Below are 14,660 nucleotides of genomic sequence, written 5' to 3'. Positions count from 1 at the left end.
CTCACACCCCGCCTCAGATAAAATCATACCTGAAAAGCAGCGCGTCCTCTTTGGTATCCGGATAATACCGTTTTCTGATTCCTATTTGAACATAGCCGAATTTATTATATAAATTTTGCGCCGAAACATTTGATTCCTTGACATCAAGAAAGCTTTTGGCCACTCCCTTCAGTTTGCATAGCTCCATTGCACATCTCAACAAGGCGGTGCCCACTCCCAACCGTCTTCGATCAGGGCTGACGGCAAGGTTCAGGATTTCCATTTCATCTTCAATCACTGAAAATGCGATGTAACCTGTTAAAAAATCAGCCTCTTTGGCTCCAAGGACAACATAAATGCCATCTTTGAGTCCCATCAAGAATTGCTCACGGGTCCAATGGTAGGCAAAACACGCTTTTTCCAACTCAACAACATCTTCAAGACTAGATTCGTCCAGCAGGACTACCTCGAAACTCATTTCTCGCCCCCCCAGAACCTATCTCTTATACTGGCAAAACACATTATTTGCGTATATAAGTAAAACCGATTCTTACCAAAGAACTTGAACAAACCCATATGATTTTTAATCCAAAGAACCAACTCCCGCCAACTGACAACCAATTAGTCGAAGTGGTGGATACCGACAATCGCCCTCTTGCCGTACTGCCAAAGGATCTGGTCCATCGCCAGATGCTTCACCACAAGTCTGCGCAGGTTCTTATCTTCAACCCTCAAAAGAAAATATATCTGCAGCGGAGACCGCCTCTTAAACAATTCTTTCCAGGACGTTGGGATGTATCTGCCCGTACCCATCTTCGCGTTGGTGAAGCTGCATACGATGCAGCCCTCCGCACTCTGCAGGACGAGCTGCGACTTGAGGTCGATACCCTGCAAGTCAAAAAAACACTCCCAGCTTGTCCTGAGACCGGATTCGAACGAATCTCCATATTTATCGTCAACCGAAACACGCAACCCATAATTCCCAATCCGGAAGAGGTTTCGGAAGGCTATTACTTTTCTCGCGAAGAACTGACCTGTCTCATCAAGGAATTCAAAGAGCTGCTGACACCTAACCTAGTTACCCTCTGGGAAACAGGCTTGCTGATGGATAGTTAGGCAGAACAGAGAAGCTGGCTCAGTTTACCATGCAACCGGCCATTGGTTGCCAGAATCGACTCCGCCCCCAAATGATACGGGCTCTCCGCATCGAACTGGCTCACCCTTCCCCCCGCCTCCTTGACCAAAAGGATGCCCGCGGCAGTGTCCCAGGGGTGAAGCGCGCTTTCATAAAACCCATCATATCGCCCACAAGCCACATAGGCCAAATCAAGGGCAGCAGCTCCAGGGCGACGAATCCCCTGAGCCAATGGCAACAGGGTTCTGAAATGACGAAGGACTGTTTCCAGATACTTCTCAATATCATAAGGGAAGCCCGTAGCCAGCAACGCGTCCTCTATGGCATCTGCGGATGAAACGGACACCCGTTTGTCATTCAATCTCGTTCCATGCCCTTCCGCAGCACTGAACAACTCCCCAAGCAGAGGCAGATTCACGACACCAAGAATAATCCGGTCCCGACACCATAACCCAACGGAATTGGCTACAAAAGGCAGTCCGTGAGCAAAGTTTGTGGTGCCGTCCAGAGGGTCGACAACCCAGGTGAGTTCACCGGGCTCTGTTTTGTTGGCTGACTCTTCGGCAAGGAAATCCGCATCAGGCAATAGTCGGTGCAGTTCCTCCTTGAGCAACTCCTCTACAGCCACGTCGGTTTCCGTGACAAGATCAATACGTCCTTTATGGGTTATGTTTCGTGGACGTACGGAATGTTCAACAACGAGATCGCCAGCCTTGCGTACTGCGGACTCAAGCCCCGGCAAAATTTTATGTAACGCATTTTTTTCATGCATCATCGACTCCAAAAAAAAGGGCGGATTAATCCCGCCCCGACACGATATCGTTCTTAATCAACAAGTTATGAACGCCGCTGGATGAAAAATTCGATCGACCGATTGTAGGTCTTTTCTTCCTCGGCAGTGAAAAAACAGGCGGGCAATTCGCCTCGTTGGCGATGATAATGAAGGCATTCACAACAGATACCATGCTTGTCGCAATTGGACGTACAAGTACAGTACTGCTCATTGATTTTGGCCCTTGGGCATTGGTCCTTCTTTTTCATGACGATCCACCTCTCTACCGAATATAAAAATCGTTAAATTGGAAGAAAATCCGGAATTACCGTAAATAAACTTTACCATTATGTCAATTATTCGAACCCATTATTTCATGAGGAAAGCCCTTTTCTCCATCATACTGTCCCGCAGCGGAAACTCTCAAATGATATAGACAAATATCATGGTAATTTCGTTGAAATCCTGCCAAGATGTGGATAGTATAGTCTGATAGGAAATCAAGCGCACAAGAGCGCAATCATCACGTGATCATGGACACAGACGATGTGGGAGAAAGCCTTTAGTCAACTACCTGAACAGGCTGAGATATCAAGTGAAACATTTCAGAATACTGAAATGGGAAATCTTGAAAATCTCAAGCGTTTCCTTGACCTCGTCCATATCAAATACTGCCTGCTCAAACCCTATTTCGAGGTGGAAGACTACCCCTTGGTAGGTGCGCGTGAACTTCTCCCCTCCTTCGAAGTCGATCTGTATGAGTATAAAAGCCTGCCGGGCTTCAGTATGGTCGCCTTCGAAAGACCGCTCAATTCATTCCAGGAAGTTTTTCAATACGATGCGCTGAATTCCCCTGGTGACTGGGACCCCATGAGCGAGGATATGTGCAACGCTCTTGAGGAAAACGCGGCCACAGCCAACGTTCGCACATTTCAAAGCCGTTTGCCCAAACGGCACCATGCCGACTTCCTCAAGGCCTTTGAAGCAAAGAACCTTTCCTCCATGGAATACTATGCCGACCTTCTCCCTTACCTGCTGGAGTTGGAACGAGCGCATATTCTGGCACATGACGGTACCGGCCATTTTGCCCTGCAGGGCATTTACGCCTCCCTGCCTTCCAACCTGGACAGTGAACTCAAACAGTTCGGCCTCAAGATCGGTAAATTCCGGCCAGGCAACAACTTGCTCTACGAATGCAACCGCCTGTTCGTCTATCAATTCATGATGGAACTGTACGGTTTTCCGATCGTTTCAGAACGCAGGACCTCCTCAGCGATGTTCGCCATTCGACTGTTGCGGCGCGGAGAACGGTTTATAGTCCGAGTGCTGGGGCAAAGCGACAGAACAATCACCACGCTGATGTCTCCGCCGGAAAATGCTCCAAGAAGGCTCAAGAAATATCCGCGCGTGGAAAAGATCGCACTGGTCCAGGTCAATGAGAACCAGACCGATACTATCGATTTTCTTAAGGATCACGGATTTTTTGTTGACGTAAACAAGCGCGTCGTCATCCTGCGGGTCATCTATCAGCAGCATGAGTATAGCCCCAAAAACGTTCGGGAAGATCGTGCGCTCTCGGTTCTTAGGCAAGAAGTCATCCACCCTCTCACCGGCCGCATCCTGGACAATCTGAATATCATCCAGAACATTCATAACATGATCCTGCGCCTCAATGACATCGTGCGGGGTGAGTATCGCATTCCCGTGAATTACAAACGCACGGAAATCATCACGGACACGACCACCCACGAGAAGCGACTCAAGGCGCTCTACATGTGGCTTTCCAAACACATGCACCGCATCGTCGACTACTCGGATGAGTACTATTCACAAATCGTTCGCGTGCTGGATGGATACCTGCTCTCTCCCGATAACTACGACGTATTCAATGAGCACTACGAGCTGCACCAGGAGGTCTGGTCCCGCTATGGCCAGATTCAACAGGCACGCAAAGTCCGTATTCTGGAAGACCTGCGTTACCGTAAATATAAGGGAGAACCGATTTCCTACCTGCGCATGCTTGAGCTCATGACCGACATTCTCAGTGAACTAAAATTTGAGATCGTAAACTATTTCGATAAGCTGGTGGCAAAAGTTCTGATCATTGGAAACGACGTCACCTCGGACTCGTACCTGCGGCGCAAGTACGTGGACGTGAACAAAGACACCCTGTCTCCATACGGACAGGAAATTCGCAAGCTCTACCACCGGCTCGTCACACTGCTTGAGGAATTCCGCTCCATCCGGAAGTCCCGCCTTTCCGGCACCACTACGCTGGGTTCAAACTGACAACAATTCACAAGGAGGATACTTTGGACACTCTCGCCACAACCCCTCTCACCGGCTGGCACCGCGAAAACGGGGCCAAAATGGCTCCGTTCGCCGGATTCGACATGCCTGTGCAGTATCAGGGCATAATAGCTGAGCACAAACACACACGCACCAAATGCGGAATCTTCGATATCTGCCACATGGGAGAATTCAGCCTTTCCGGCCCGGGGGCAAAGGATGCCCTGAACAAAGTGGTCAGCCATGATCTGAACACCCTTGGGGAGGGGAAATGCCGCTATGGCTTCCTGCTCAATGAACAAGGCGGCATCAACGACGATCTCATTGTCTACTGCCTTGCCGAAGATGAATATATGCTCGTGGTCAACGGGGCCTGCCGCGATGGCGACTTTGCCCATATCAAATCCAATATCCCGGATTCACTTACCTTTACCGACATCAGCGACGAAACAGGCAAAATCGACGTACAGGGACCCGAAAGTCTGGCCGTGATCGAGGCTTTGCTGGGAGATAACTGGAATCATCTGAAATACTTCAATTTCACCTCTACCGATGCTCTTGGTTATTCCATGATAGTCAGTCGGACGGGCTACACCGGCGAATTGGGATATGAACTCTACCTCCCGGCGGACAAAGCCTTGGAGGTTTGGGAAAAACTAGCTGCGGACGAACGCGTCGTACCTGTAGGACTGGGCGCTCGAGATACATTGCGCCTTGAGATCGGATACCCGCTCTATGGTCAGGATCTCGACACCGATCACACCCCTGTCGAAGCGGGTGCCGGATTCTTCCTGAAAAAGGAAACCGACTACATCGGCAAATCCGGGCTGGGCAAGGTGGAGCAGACCTTGATCCCGCTGACCATTGAGGGCCGCCGCACGGCGCGCCACAATGACAAGGTACTGCTGCCCTCCGGCAAGGAAACCGGCATGATCACCAGCGGTTCGTTTGCTCCCAGTCTGGGCCACTGCATAGCTTTGGCTTACGTGGATGCGGCCGATGCCGATACCGAAACATTCCTCATCCGCACGGCACGTGCCGATGTGGAAGCGCAGAAGGTATCTCTGCCCTTCTACAAGGAAGGAACCGCCAGAAAGAAGTTAGACTAACAGAAAGATCAAGAAAGAAAAGCGAGGGGCCAGATCGTGCCCCTCGCTTTTTTTTCTAGCAAACTGATTTTAAAACTAAAATTCTCTAGAATTTTCCTTCCCGAGTGCAAGCATCCGCTCTTCCAGCCGTTTACGTTCCCTGGCTATAACATCCGGTGTAAGCTTCTCCTCGGTCACCTGCATAGGTTCGCCGAGATAAACCGGACATGGAGTAAAGGGGGAAGGCAGTATGAAACGGTCCCAAGACTTTTCAAAGATTTTGCGCCACTTTGGAAAAACCCTAAGCGGAACAATTTTGGCTCTTGCCCGTTGTGCCAAAAAGATCACTCCATCCTTGGATTTATGACGGGGCCCCTTGGGACCGTCTATGGTAAACACGGCTCTGCGATGGTCCCGTTCCATGATCCGTTTCGCCTGCAACAGGGCCTTGACTCCACCGCGCGTGCTTGAGCCCCGCACCGTCACATGTCCCATTTTTTCAAGAACTCTGGCGATGAACTCACCATCCTTACTCTGACTGACGAAGGTCACAGGCCTGACATTAATGGTATGACCAAAAGCGATGGCTGGAAATAATTCCCCGTGCCATAATGCCATTATCATTGGTTCATCCCCTGAGCTAAGAGCTTCCAGTGGATTCCCCTCTTCATGTAATTGAAAACGAATGGAACGCGACCAGCTCTTGAGCAGTACGGCGACAAACGGCGTCAATTTTATGGGATCAAAAGGTATTTTCATAGGTTTTCATCTTCATAACGGCACATCAAATCCAGGGCAAGCCCCTTGCACAGGCTGAGATCAAGAAAAGCTATGCCTTGCATGGGGCACACGCTATACCGTATGATCCAGCCGATTCGAATTTTGCCTCAAAGCGCATTCTACAAGGAGAGAACTCATGTCAGAAGTCAGTCTCGATTGTCAGGGACTTCCCTGCCCCCAACCCGTTCTGCAATGCAAGAAAACCATTGAAGAAGGTGGTCCCGAGCGCATTATTGTCACCGTCGACAACGATGCGGCCAAAGAGAACGTCACACGCTTCATGACCTTGCAGGGATATAGCTGCACAAGCGAAGGCGATGGTCCCATATACAAAATCACCGGCATAAAAAATAATGACGCAAAACCTGCTGGCGTAACCGCGGCCCCCACAACCGTTGCGACCCAAGACGGCCAAAAAATCCTGGTTTTCCTCGGTACCGACGTTGTCGGCTCTGGCGATGACGAATTGGGCAGCAAACTCATGCTCAATTTTCTGCTCACCCTGAAAGAGATGGGGGAAGATCTGTGGCGTATCGTCATGCTGAACGGCGGCGTCAAACTGAGCGTTGAGGGACACCCTTGCCTGGAACCACTGAAGGAATTGGAAAAGGCAGGCGTGTCCATTCTGGTTTGCGGGACCTGTCTTGAATTCTTCCGTCTTTCAGGGCAAAACGGCGTTGGTGAAGTGACCAACATGCTTGATATCGTTACCAGCTTCCAGCTGGCGAGCAAGGTCGTACGTGTTTAACATCGGGAGGGACTCCTTCCCTGAGAGGTTTCTCCTTGAGCGACAGTGAACTGATCAGACTGAATAAATTCCTTGCCCAAAGCGGTATTGCTTCCCGCCGGGGGGCGGACGACCTCGTCTTTTCGGGACGAGTTACGGTCAATGGCGTCAAAGCCGAGTCCCCCGGCGTGAAGGTAGATCCGACACGCGACACCGTTCTCGTAAACGGCAAGGCCGTATCCGCTCCGACGGGTTCCGATGCCGTGACCCTCATGCTGCACAAGCCCATAGAGACGGTTACCACCGCAAAGGATCCACAGGGACGACAAACAGTCCTGGATTTACTTCCGAAGGAAATACTAAAACTGCGGCCATTCCCCGTCGGCAGGCTGGATTTCTACTCAGAGGGCCTTCTGTTGCTGACTACCGATGGAGACTTGTGCCATCGCCTCACCCATCCCAAATGGCATCTGCCCAAAGTTTACGAAGTCACCATCCGTGGTTCCGTCCCGCGCCAGGCCATCGAAACCATACGCACGGGCATGACCCTGGAGGACGGCACCAGACTCGCCTCTGCAAAGGTTATTGCCAAGAAGCCTGTCGCCGGGACTCAAACTCTCGAGATTACTCTTATTCAGGGGATCAACAGGCAAATTCGCCGCATGTGTCAGAAGTTTGATTTAACCATTCTGCGACTGGCCCGCGTGCGCCAAGGCCCGATCAAGCTCGGCAACCTGAAACGAGGACAATGGCGGGAACTTACAAACGAAGAACTCGTAGCCCTCAATAAAGCGGTCGGACTGGGTTAAAAGCCCTGAGTGTTGTCTTCAACATGGGCATCCTGCGGAGGCGTAAAGTCGAACATGGATTGCGGGAGATCAGGATTCAACTCAATCTTTGAAAGCTGAACCTCATTCCCGTTGCCGTAAAAGTCCACGATCATTATCTGACGCAAAAGTCCGGTTTGTGGTTCCACGCCGATATACGCGAGAACCATGCCCGGTTCCGCTTCCTTAGGCACCAATTGGATGACCTCACACTCCTTGCCCCATCTGGCCCGGACCTGATCAGCCCCCTGCCACTCCGTCTTGACGATAAAATCGTCCTTGAGATTGGCCCGGCCGGAAATGAAACGAAGTATAGTCTTGGAATCCAACAGCCCTGCCACACTATACTTGATGGCCAGCTTTTCGTCTTCGATATAATCCCAGGCGTGCTCCGGCCCAACGACCAGCAGCTCTTTTTCCGGCTGAGTCGTCTCCCATCGAACCTGCGACGGTTGCTTGAACCAGATAGTGCCTTTGCGGGTTTCCACGTCTCCACTGGCCACGTTGGTCAATCTTTGCACAAAATCTGCGCGGAATGTGTGCAATGTTTCGTATCTTTTCTGAATGAGGTCCGGCAGTTCCTCCGGCGCGATCTTGGGAGCTTCCGCAGCAAAAGCATTGGTGACAACAAGGCAAAGGGCCAAGAACAAACTCCCAAACTTAACACGAAAAATCATACTTTCTCCAATCATTCAGGCTTAATAACTTGTCTAGGCTTACTGCCGTCCTGCGGACCCAGCATCCCTTCCATTTCCATCTGTTCAATATACCGGGCCGCCCTGTTGAAACCGATGCGGAACCGTCGTTGCAAAAGAGAAATGGAAGCCTTGCCCTGGCTCAGCACAAACTGTACCGCCTCATCATAGACAGGATCGTCAGAGGCCGGCACCATGCCGGAACCATCATCCAAGCCAGCCACATCCTTTTTCCAATCCGTAAAGTCCAGTTCAAACTCCTGCGGCTGGTGCTCTTTCCAAAACTCGACCACTCTGGCGATTTCCGCCTCATCGACAAATGCGCCATGCATGCGCTTGAGTTTGCCGCCGCTTGGTTTGAAAAGCATGTCGCCCTTACCGAGCAGACGTTCAGCGCCTACGGAATCAAGAATGGTACGAGAATCGAACTTGGAGGTTACGAAGAAGGAAATACGGGTCGGAAAGTTGGCCTTGATCAACCCGGTGACAACATCAACGCTTGGCCGCTGGGTGGCAAGAATCATATGGATTCCTGCCGCACGGGCCAGCTGGGCAAGACGAACAATCCCCTGTTCGACTTCCTTGGCTGCCGTCATCATCAAATCCGCCAACTCATCGATGATGATAACCAGATACGGCATGGGCTTCATGTTCTCGAACTCCTCGGGAATATTGTCGCCCATTTTTTTCAGCTTTTCGTTGTACCCTTCAATATTGCGTACACCGAGCTTGGCCATCTTCTGATAGCGGCAGTCCATCTCGAAAACGGCCCAGTCCAAAGCGTTCTTGGCCAGATTCATTTCAGTAACAACAGGATGCACCAGATGCGGTAAGGAGGCATACGGTGCCAGTTCAATCCGCTTCGGATCAACCAGGAGCAACTTTACCTTGTCCGGTCCGGCCTTGTAGAGCAGACTGAGCAAAAAGCCGTTAATTCCTACGGATTTGCCTGCGCCTGTAGCACCGGCAACAAGCAGGTGCGGCATCTTTGCCAGATTGGCCACACGCGTGGCACCCTGAATGTCTTTGCCAAGCGCCAATGTCAGCGGCGACTCGCTACTGGTAAATTCTTTGGATTCCAGGACTTCACGCAAATAAACAGTTTCCCGCTTGATGTTGGGGATTTCAATGCCGACACTGTCCTTGCCGGGAATGGGAGCCTCAATACGGACAGATTCGGCTCTCAGGGCCAAGGCTATGTCATCCGTCAAATTCTCGATACGACTGACCTTGATGCCGGGAGCAGGCTTGAACTCGAACATGGTAACCACAGGCCCTGGCACCACGCACTGAATCTCGCCCTGTACGTTGAAATCATTAAGGCATTCCTTAAGCCGGTCTGCCATGGGCTGCAATATGGAATCCGTCTGTGACGACTGCTGCGCAGGTGGGGCTGTAAGCAGATCCGTTCCCGGCAGCTCCCCTGTGCCCATGGATTTTGCGGGAGAAGGTGCGGCCACGGCAGGTTTCGACTTGGCCTTGGCCGTTTTTTCCACAGGCTTTGGCTGGGACTTGGTCGGCTCGTCCCCTTCTTCCAGATTGATAAACTGGATATCGAACGGTTCCTCTTCTTCAGGATCCTCGCCTCGCTCCGCGACGCGTTTGGCCCGTTTTTCCTCTCTACGTTGAAGGTTGTGGGCTTGCTTCTCGGCTGCTACCTCTCGCAGCACCGTGAACTTATCCAGCAAGAATTCCCAGACGGAACGCCAGGTAAATCCGACAACCATCTGGACAGAAACGATAGTCACGAAGGTCCAAAGGAGGAAAGAACCGGCCGGGCGCAGATACGGCAAGGTATAATGGGAGATGATGTCCCTTCCCAGATAGCCGCCGCCAATAAGGCCGTAGCTGTCAGGCGGGACATCGAAAAACCACGGGTGCTGGCTCCAGGCCTCAAAGGCCACATACAAGCCGATCAATCCGACCCAGCGAACCTTGGAAATATTGATTCGGGATAAAAAACGGGAAAGCCCCAAATAAAAGAAATAAAAAGGCCAAACCATGGCACCCAGGCCAAAACATTCCACCAATAAGCCTGCGGAATAGGCCCCGGCCACACCAACTACATTGTGCACCTTCCAGCCGCTGACGGATTGGTTGAAGCTCGGGTCTTTGGCACTAAACGAAACAAGGCTCAGGAAAAGAAATACCCCGAAAAAAAGATAAAAGAGTCCAAGAACTTCCCGTCGACGTCCTTTCTTGACGGGCTTCTTCACCGTTGCTTGCTGTCGAGCCATGTTCAATCCTCAAGAAAAAAAGGTCGTGGGCGGTTCGCTGCCCACGACCTTTTTACGCAATTTTGCTGGCAAGTTGCAAGTCGCCTACTCGCGTCCCAGATACTCGCCGCTACGGGTGTCGACCTTGATTACATCCCCTTCGTTTACAAACAGGGGGACGTTGACCTGCAGTCCGGTCTCCATCGTGGCAGGCTTGGTCGCGTTGCTGACGCGGTCGCCCTGGATGCCTGGATCGGTCTGCGTTACCTTCAGGGTAACGTTGGCAGGCAGATCCACTCCAATGAGCTCACCATTATAGAGCAGAACCTTGACGGTGTCGCCTTCCTTAATGAAGCCGCCAGCAGTGCCCACATTCTCGGCGGGAACCTGCATTTGCTCGTAGGTCTCCAGGTCCATGAAAACGAAATCCTGGCCTTCCTTATAAATATACTGCATCTCGGTAGCTGCCATATCCGGCTTGTCGACCTTTTCACCGGACCGGAACGTCTTGTCCAGGACCTGACCGGTCTTCAGCTGGCGCAGCTTGGTGCGGACCATGGCCCCACCCTTACCGGGCTTAAAATGCTGAAATTCAACAATTTCAAACGGTTTCCCGTCAATTTCGATCTTCAGGCCTGTCCTGAAATCCTTGGTCGAGATCATATTCTCTCCGAAAAAAATGTTATAGGTGACTTATCTATGCAAATGCGCGTGCAGCGCCTGAACAGCAAGGGCATAGCTCATAACGCCGAATCCGGCAATCACACCGACGCATCGCTCGCCCATCAGGGACTTCTGCCGCAACGGCTGATCTGTACGCGCCCATATGTTGCTGATGTGAACCTCGACGCAGGGAATGCCAATCCACGCAATACAATCGGCCAGCGCCAGACTGGTATGGGTATACGCTCCGGCATTGAAAACAACGCCGTCAATCTTCTCTTCCCGGGCCAGCTCCAGCCGATCGATCAACCCACCCTCGGAGTTTGACTGAAAATGCACCAACTCAATATCCTGAGCATTTTCACCCATGATCCTGGTGAGCATTTCCGGCAGGTCATCCATGGTCAACGAGCCATAGATTTCAGGCTGGCGCTTGCCGATATGCCCCAGATTCGGACCGTTAAGAACTAGGATTCTGCATTTACCCATGGTGATTCCCTCGGTTTTTGCCAACGTTGTGGTCCGCTCTTGACGGAACCGGCTCAATCAGGAGACATTAACGATTCCCAATCACGTAAAACCCCGTAGGGACGTTCACGATGACCCGATCCATTGAGTTAATCAAAACAATATACGAAATCAAGCAGCTTGAATCAATAGAAGCCCCGCAGATCGCCCTGGCCGGGCGTTCCAACGTAGGCAAGTCTTCCCTGGTGAACTGCCTGGCAGATCGCAAGGCCTTGGCAAAAATCAGTTCCAAGCCCGGAAAGACGCGCAGCCTCAATTATTACCACGTAACCCCGGACGATTACTATCTGGTTGACCTGCCCGGCTACGGCTACGCAAAATGCTCCAAAGCCGAACGGGAGAAATGGGCCAAGCTCATCGAAGCATACATTGCCGACAACACCATGCTCCGTGGCGTTGCCGTGCTGCTCGATTCCCGGCTTGCCCCCCAAAAGCTCGACCTGGAACTGACGTCGTACCTCCGCCGCCTCTCCATTCCGATCATTCCGGTACTGACCAAAGCCGACAAACCCAAACAGCGGGAACGAGCCAAGGTACAGCAACAGTGGAAAGACATTCTGCAAATCGACCGCGCCCCACTCTTCTTCTCAAGCAAAACGGGAATGGGCCAAGCCAAACTGTGGGATATACTGACCGAGTATGCGACAAGAGACTAGGAACGAACGATCCTGAGTCCGCCGAGCCACCCCCTGATAGTACTCTGAAACCCCGGCAAGGCAATCCAGGCCAGCCGCAGCAACGCGACACTGCCCATAACGAGATTACCCAACCAAGCTGCCAGAATGGGGGGCAATACCCCCTTTTCTCCGGCAGTGGCGCCTACGGCGTGCATGCCATATTGGACGAAGATCAGCACCAGGGAAAACCCTATATTGGCGTAAACGTTCTCCGACCACGAGATCAGGCACAAGGCCAGCATGGCCATCACCGCAATGGAGAAGGCATAGGAAAGTTTACCATGCCATGCTGTACGCAAAATCTCCACATTGGAGCCGGACTCCTCCAATTTGTCTATGACCTTCGACAACTCGTTCAGCGGCAAATCTGCTTTATCCCCCTGCAACTCCACCGCAGCATACGCCTGAAGGTTTTGCCGCACCGAAAGGAACTGTGAGGTTCTGTCCACCGAAATAAAACTTCGCGTGTCCAGTTCATGCACTTCAAGCAATCCCCATCCGTTGTCGTCAATAAGGGCCTTTTTAGCTGTCAAAATACGGATAAGTTCCTGATTGTCCATCGCAAATTCATAGACGGTAATCCCGATTGCACGGCTTTGCGCCGGATAGGCCTTCTCCGCCCGAACGATAAACGGTCCGTCACGAAACCACAGGTTGTCTATGGACAACTCATCCAACTGTTTTTTTCGAACGTCCTCTTTCCAGATCCGATTGGCCTCATGCTCTCCAAAGACTCCGAGAAACTGGGAGAAAACCAGCTGCCCACAGCTCCACACCAGAGCATATATGAGGAAGAAACGGATAAACCAGCCAAAGGAGACACCCCCTGCTCGAAGCGCCAGCATCTCCTTGCTTCTGGTCAGCACGCCAAGCTGAACTACCATGGCCAGCAGAAAAATTGCAGGCAATAGCTGTGAGACGATCAAGGGAATCTTGACGAAGAAATAGAATAGGATCGTCTGCACGCCAAGACCAGCCCGGATGAAGTCGTCCAGTCGGTCAAAAACATCCGAAAGCAGGTACAGAGAGGTTCCCGCAAGCAGGCAAATGGCCATGAGAAAGAGATTCTGCCGTATGAGATACCGGCTGAGCACACCGAGTCCAGGGATGCGAATCATGCATCGGCCTCCAGTCTGCTCTTGAGATGCTGTATCCAGTCAACGATCGGCAACGTGCGCTCTTCATTGGCAAACTTGATCCCGATCGCCGCAATCAACACGTACAGCATATTGGGGGCCCATAGCCCATAAATTGGCGGGATGGCCCCGCTTTCCCCCATGCTGACACCGATTGAAAACATGCTGTAATAAACGAGAAAAAGCCCCATGGACAGAAGCAGGCCATACTGTTGCTTCAACCCGCGGAAGGCATGGGCGATTGGAATTGCAAAGAGACCTAGAATAACACAACCGAGCGGTAGCGTCAGCCGCTTGAAGTACTCGGTCTCCACCTTGCGCAGGAAACGAGGGCTCTGATCCGGAGCAAGAGTAGGGTCCTTACGAATAGCGCTCAAACGGGAGAAAGGCATATCCTTGGCTTTATCTTCAAAGGTAAATCCCCCCAGCAGCTTCCCCAAATCAAGACGCACGGTATACGATCCGAAACGAAGAACATTCAATTCGTCGCCGCTCTGCCGAAAAATCTTTCCATGGTCGAATCGGATCCGAACCTCGGAAACATCCGGCCGCGATTCAATGTGCGCCTCCGGCGCTACGACTATCACCGATGTTCCCTTCATTGACTCATCTCGAACAAAGGCAAACTTGAGCAGCCCCTTTTCGTTATCAACTTGGTGGGCGTAGAAGGTAAGACCTGGGAATTCTTTGTTGAATACCCCTGGTTGCAGGGCAAACTTGGAGTTGGTCCGGGCAAACTCATAAATTTTCGTTTTGAACATGTTCATGCCCCAGGCCAGTCCCCAGAACGAAATAAAGAATGTGAACAACATGCATAAGATACAAAACGCGGCTGGAGCCGGTAGCATCCGATAAAGGCTGACTCCGTTTGCCTTCAAGGCTGTCAGCTCATTATCAGTACTCATGCGCAGGAACGTCAGAAAAACACTGAGCATGGTGGCTATTGGCGTAATGAGTAAAAGGAAAAAAGGCGTCAGGAAGAAAAACAACTGAAGAATGTTGAAGAAGCCTATGTCCTGAGACAAAAACAGACTACGCAGCTGGAGCATCCGGCCAATGAGTATAAGCCCAAGCAGGCAAGCTACGACAAGCCCGAAGAGCCTGAGCAGCTCCATGAATATCTGGCGATGGAGAATTTTCACGACAGG

Annotated in this window: 16 protein-coding genes; 6 read left to right on the top strand and 10 right to left on the bottom strand. The window is 51.6% G+C overall.

What is annotated here, in order from left to right:
• Window positions 1-13 precede the first annotated feature (13 nt).
• On the bottom strand, window positions 14-457 hold the full coding sequence (gene rimI, locus ACI0FG_RS07375) for a ribosomal protein S18-alanine N-acetyltransferase (protein ID WP_419787898.1): 444 nt from the start codon (window positions 455-457) through the stop codon (window positions 14-16).
• 98 nt (window positions 458-555) lie between these two features.
• On the opposite strand from rimI, the gene ACI0FG_RS07370 reads away from it, so the two are divergent.
• The gene (locus ACI0FG_RS07370) at window positions 556-1,095 is read left to right on the top strand and encodes an NUDIX hydrolase (protein ID WP_419787897.1); all 540 of its coding nucleotides are present in this window, start codon (window positions 556-558) and stop codon (window positions 1,093-1,095) included.
• Here ACI0FG_RS07370 and ACI0FG_RS07365 read toward each other — a convergent pair.
• A complete protein-coding gene (locus ACI0FG_RS07365; RefSeq protein ID WP_419787896.1) occupies window positions 1,092-1,886 on the bottom strand; it encodes an inositol monophosphatase family protein in 795 nt (264 codons plus the stop codon). The two genes, ACI0FG_RS07370 and ACI0FG_RS07365, sit on opposite strands and share 4 nt — an antisense overlap.
• A gap of 65 nt (window positions 1,887-1,951) precedes the next feature.
• On the bottom strand, window positions 1,952-2,155 hold the full coding sequence (locus ACI0FG_RS07360; protein ID WP_419787895.1) for a DUF6485 family protein: 204 nt from the start codon (window positions 2,153-2,155) through the stop codon (window positions 1,952-1,954).
• Window positions 2,156-2,432: 277 nt separating this feature from the next.
• Between ACI0FG_RS07360 and ACI0FG_RS07355 the strand changes: the two genes are divergently transcribed.
• Window positions 2,433-4,175 carry a hypothetical protein gene (locus ACI0FG_RS07355; RefSeq protein ID WP_419787894.1) on the top strand — a complete coding sequence of 581 codons (1,743 nt, stop codon included), beginning with the start codon at window positions 2,433-2,435 and terminating at the stop codon, window positions 4,173-4,175.
• Window positions 4,176-4,198: 23 nt separating this feature from the next.
• Window positions 4,199-5,284, top strand: coding sequence for a glycine cleavage system aminomethyltransferase GcvT (gcvT, locus tag ACI0FG_RS07350; protein ID WP_419787893.1), 1,086 nt, complete (start codon window positions 4,199-4,201; stop codon window positions 5,282-5,284).
• A gap of 75 nt (window positions 5,285-5,359) precedes the next feature.
• Here the strand turns inward: gcvT and ACI0FG_RS07345 are convergent, their stop codons facing one another.
• Window positions 5,360-6,022, bottom strand: a complete 663-nt coding sequence (locus ACI0FG_RS07345) for a lysophospholipid acyltransferase family protein (protein ID WP_419787892.1) — start codon at window positions 6,020-6,022, stop codon at window positions 5,360-5,362.
• Window positions 6,023-6,179: 157 nt separating this feature from the next.
• Here ACI0FG_RS07345 and yedF point away from each other — a divergent pair, with 157 nt between their 5' ends.
• Window positions 6,180-6,791 (top strand): sulfurtransferase-like selenium metabolism protein YedF, encoded by a 612-nt coding sequence (gene yedF, locus ACI0FG_RS07340; RefSeq protein WP_419787891.1) that lies wholly within the window; start codon window positions 6,180-6,182, stop codon window positions 6,789-6,791.
• A gap of 35 nt (window positions 6,792-6,826) precedes the next feature.
• The gene (locus ACI0FG_RS07335) at window positions 6,827-7,579 is read left to right on the top strand and encodes a pseudouridine synthase (protein WP_419787890.1); all 753 of its coding nucleotides are present in this window, start codon (window positions 6,827-6,829) and stop codon (window positions 7,577-7,579) included.
• Here the strand turns inward: ACI0FG_RS07335 and ACI0FG_RS07330 are convergent.
• The 4 genes from ACI0FG_RS07330 to ACI0FG_RS07315 form a co-directional block, all read right to left on the bottom strand.
• Entirely contained in the window at window positions 7,576-8,241 is a 666-nt protein-coding gene (locus tag ACI0FG_RS07330; protein WP_419787889.1) for a LolA family protein, read from the bottom strand. The two genes, ACI0FG_RS07335 and ACI0FG_RS07330, sit on opposite strands and share 4 nt — an antisense overlap.
• Before the next feature lie 44 nt (window positions 8,242-8,285).
• Window positions 8,286-10,529 carry a DNA translocase FtsK gene (locus tag ACI0FG_RS07325; RefSeq protein WP_419787888.1) on the bottom strand — a complete coding sequence of 748 codons (2,244 nt, stop codon included), beginning with the start codon at window positions 10,527-10,529 and terminating at the stop codon, window positions 8,286-8,288.
• Window positions 10,530-10,613: 84 nt separating this feature from the next.
• The gene (gene efp / locus ACI0FG_RS07320) at window positions 10,614-11,171 is read right to left on the bottom strand and encodes an elongation factor P (RefSeq protein ID WP_419787887.1); all 558 of its coding nucleotides are present in this window, start codon (window positions 11,169-11,171) and stop codon (window positions 10,614-10,616) included.
• Between the two features lie 30 nt (window positions 11,172-11,201).
• Window positions 11,202-11,660: a type II 3-dehydroquinate dehydratase gene (locus ACI0FG_RS07315; RefSeq protein WP_419787886.1), complete on the bottom strand. Its 459-nt coding sequence runs from the start codon at window positions 11,658-11,660 to the stop codon at window positions 11,202-11,204.
• Between the two features lie 110 nt (window positions 11,661-11,770).
• Between ACI0FG_RS07315 and yihA the strand changes: the two genes are divergently transcribed.
• Window positions 11,771-12,355, top strand: coding sequence for a ribosome biogenesis GTP-binding protein YihA/YsxC (gene yihA, locus ACI0FG_RS07310; RefSeq protein WP_419787885.1), 585 nt, complete (start codon window positions 11,771-11,773; stop codon window positions 12,353-12,355).
• Here yihA and ACI0FG_RS07305 read toward each other — a convergent pair.
• Window positions 12,352-13,494 (bottom strand): LptF/LptG family permease, encoded by a 1,143-nt coding sequence (locus ACI0FG_RS07305; RefSeq protein WP_419787884.1) that lies wholly within the window; start codon window positions 13,492-13,494, stop codon window positions 12,352-12,354. The two genes, yihA and ACI0FG_RS07305, sit on opposite strands and share 4 nt — an antisense overlap.
• Window positions 13,491-14,654 carry an LPS export ABC transporter permease LptF gene (lptF, locus tag ACI0FG_RS07300; RefSeq protein WP_419787883.1) on the bottom strand — a complete coding sequence of 388 codons (1,164 nt, stop codon included), beginning with the start codon at window positions 14,652-14,654 and terminating at the stop codon, window positions 13,491-13,493. Before lptF ends, ACI0FG_RS07305 begins: the two co-directional genes overlap by 4 nt.
• Between the last annotated feature and the right edge of the window lie 6 nt (window positions 14,655-14,660).

Origin of the sequence: Pseudodesulfovibrio sp. 7M6 (assembly GCF_050058625.1) — a bacterium.
Lineage (GTDB): Bacteria > Desulfobacterota > Desulfovibrionia > Desulfovibrionales > Desulfovibrionaceae > Pseudodesulfovibrio > Pseudodesulfovibrio salinus.
The sequence above is the reverse complement of the archived record's forward strand: the minus strand, read 5'-3'. Positions and strand labels throughout refer to the sequence as shown.

Bases quoted from the DNA above. Each gene is read 5' to 3' on its own strand.
- ACI0FG_RS07355 (WP_419787894.1), top strand. From the start codon at position 2,433: ATGTGGGAGAAAGCCTTTAGTCAACTACCTGAACAGGCTGAGATATCA.
- ACI0FG_RS07305 (WP_419787884.1), bottom strand. From the start codon at position 13,494: ATGATTCGCATCCCTGGACTCGGTGTGCTCAGCCGGTATCTCATACGG.
- ACI0FG_RS07360 (WP_419787895.1), bottom strand. From the start codon at position 2,155: ATGAAAAAGAAGGACCAATGCCCAAGGGCCAAAATCAATGAGCAGTAC.
- yihA (WP_419787885.1), top strand. From the start codon at position 11,771: ATGACCCGATCCATTGAGTTAATCAAAACAATATACGAAATCAAGCAG.
- yedF (WP_419787891.1), top strand. From the start codon at position 6,180: ATGTCAGAAGTCAGTCTCGATTGTCAGGGACTTCCCTGCCCCCAACCC.
- ACI0FG_RS07325 (WP_419787888.1), bottom strand. From the start codon at position 10,529: ATGGCTCGACAGCAAGCAACGGTGAAGAAGCCCGTCAAGAAAGGACGT.
- ACI0FG_RS07365 (WP_419787896.1), bottom strand. From the start codon at position 1,886: ATGCATGAAAAAAATGCGTTACATAAAATTTTGCCGGGGCTTGAGTCC.
- ACI0FG_RS07345 (WP_419787892.1), bottom strand. From the start codon at position 6,022: ATGAAAATACCTTTTGATCCCATAAAATTGACGCCGTTTGTCGCCGTA.
- efp (WP_419787887.1), bottom strand. From the start codon at position 11,171: ATGATCTCGACCAAGGATTTCAGGACAGGCCTGAAGATCGAAATTGAC.
- ACI0FG_RS07370 (WP_419787897.1), top strand. From the start codon at position 556: ATGATTTTTAATCCAAAGAACCAACTCCCGCCAACTGACAACCAATTA.
- ACI0FG_RS07315 (WP_419787886.1), bottom strand. From the start codon at position 11,660: ATGGGTAAATGCAGAATCCTAGTTCTTAACGGTCCGAATCTGGGGCAT.
- rimI (WP_419787898.1), bottom strand. From the start codon at position 457: ATGAGTTTCGAGGTAGTCCTGCTGGACGAATCTAGTCTTGAAGATGTT.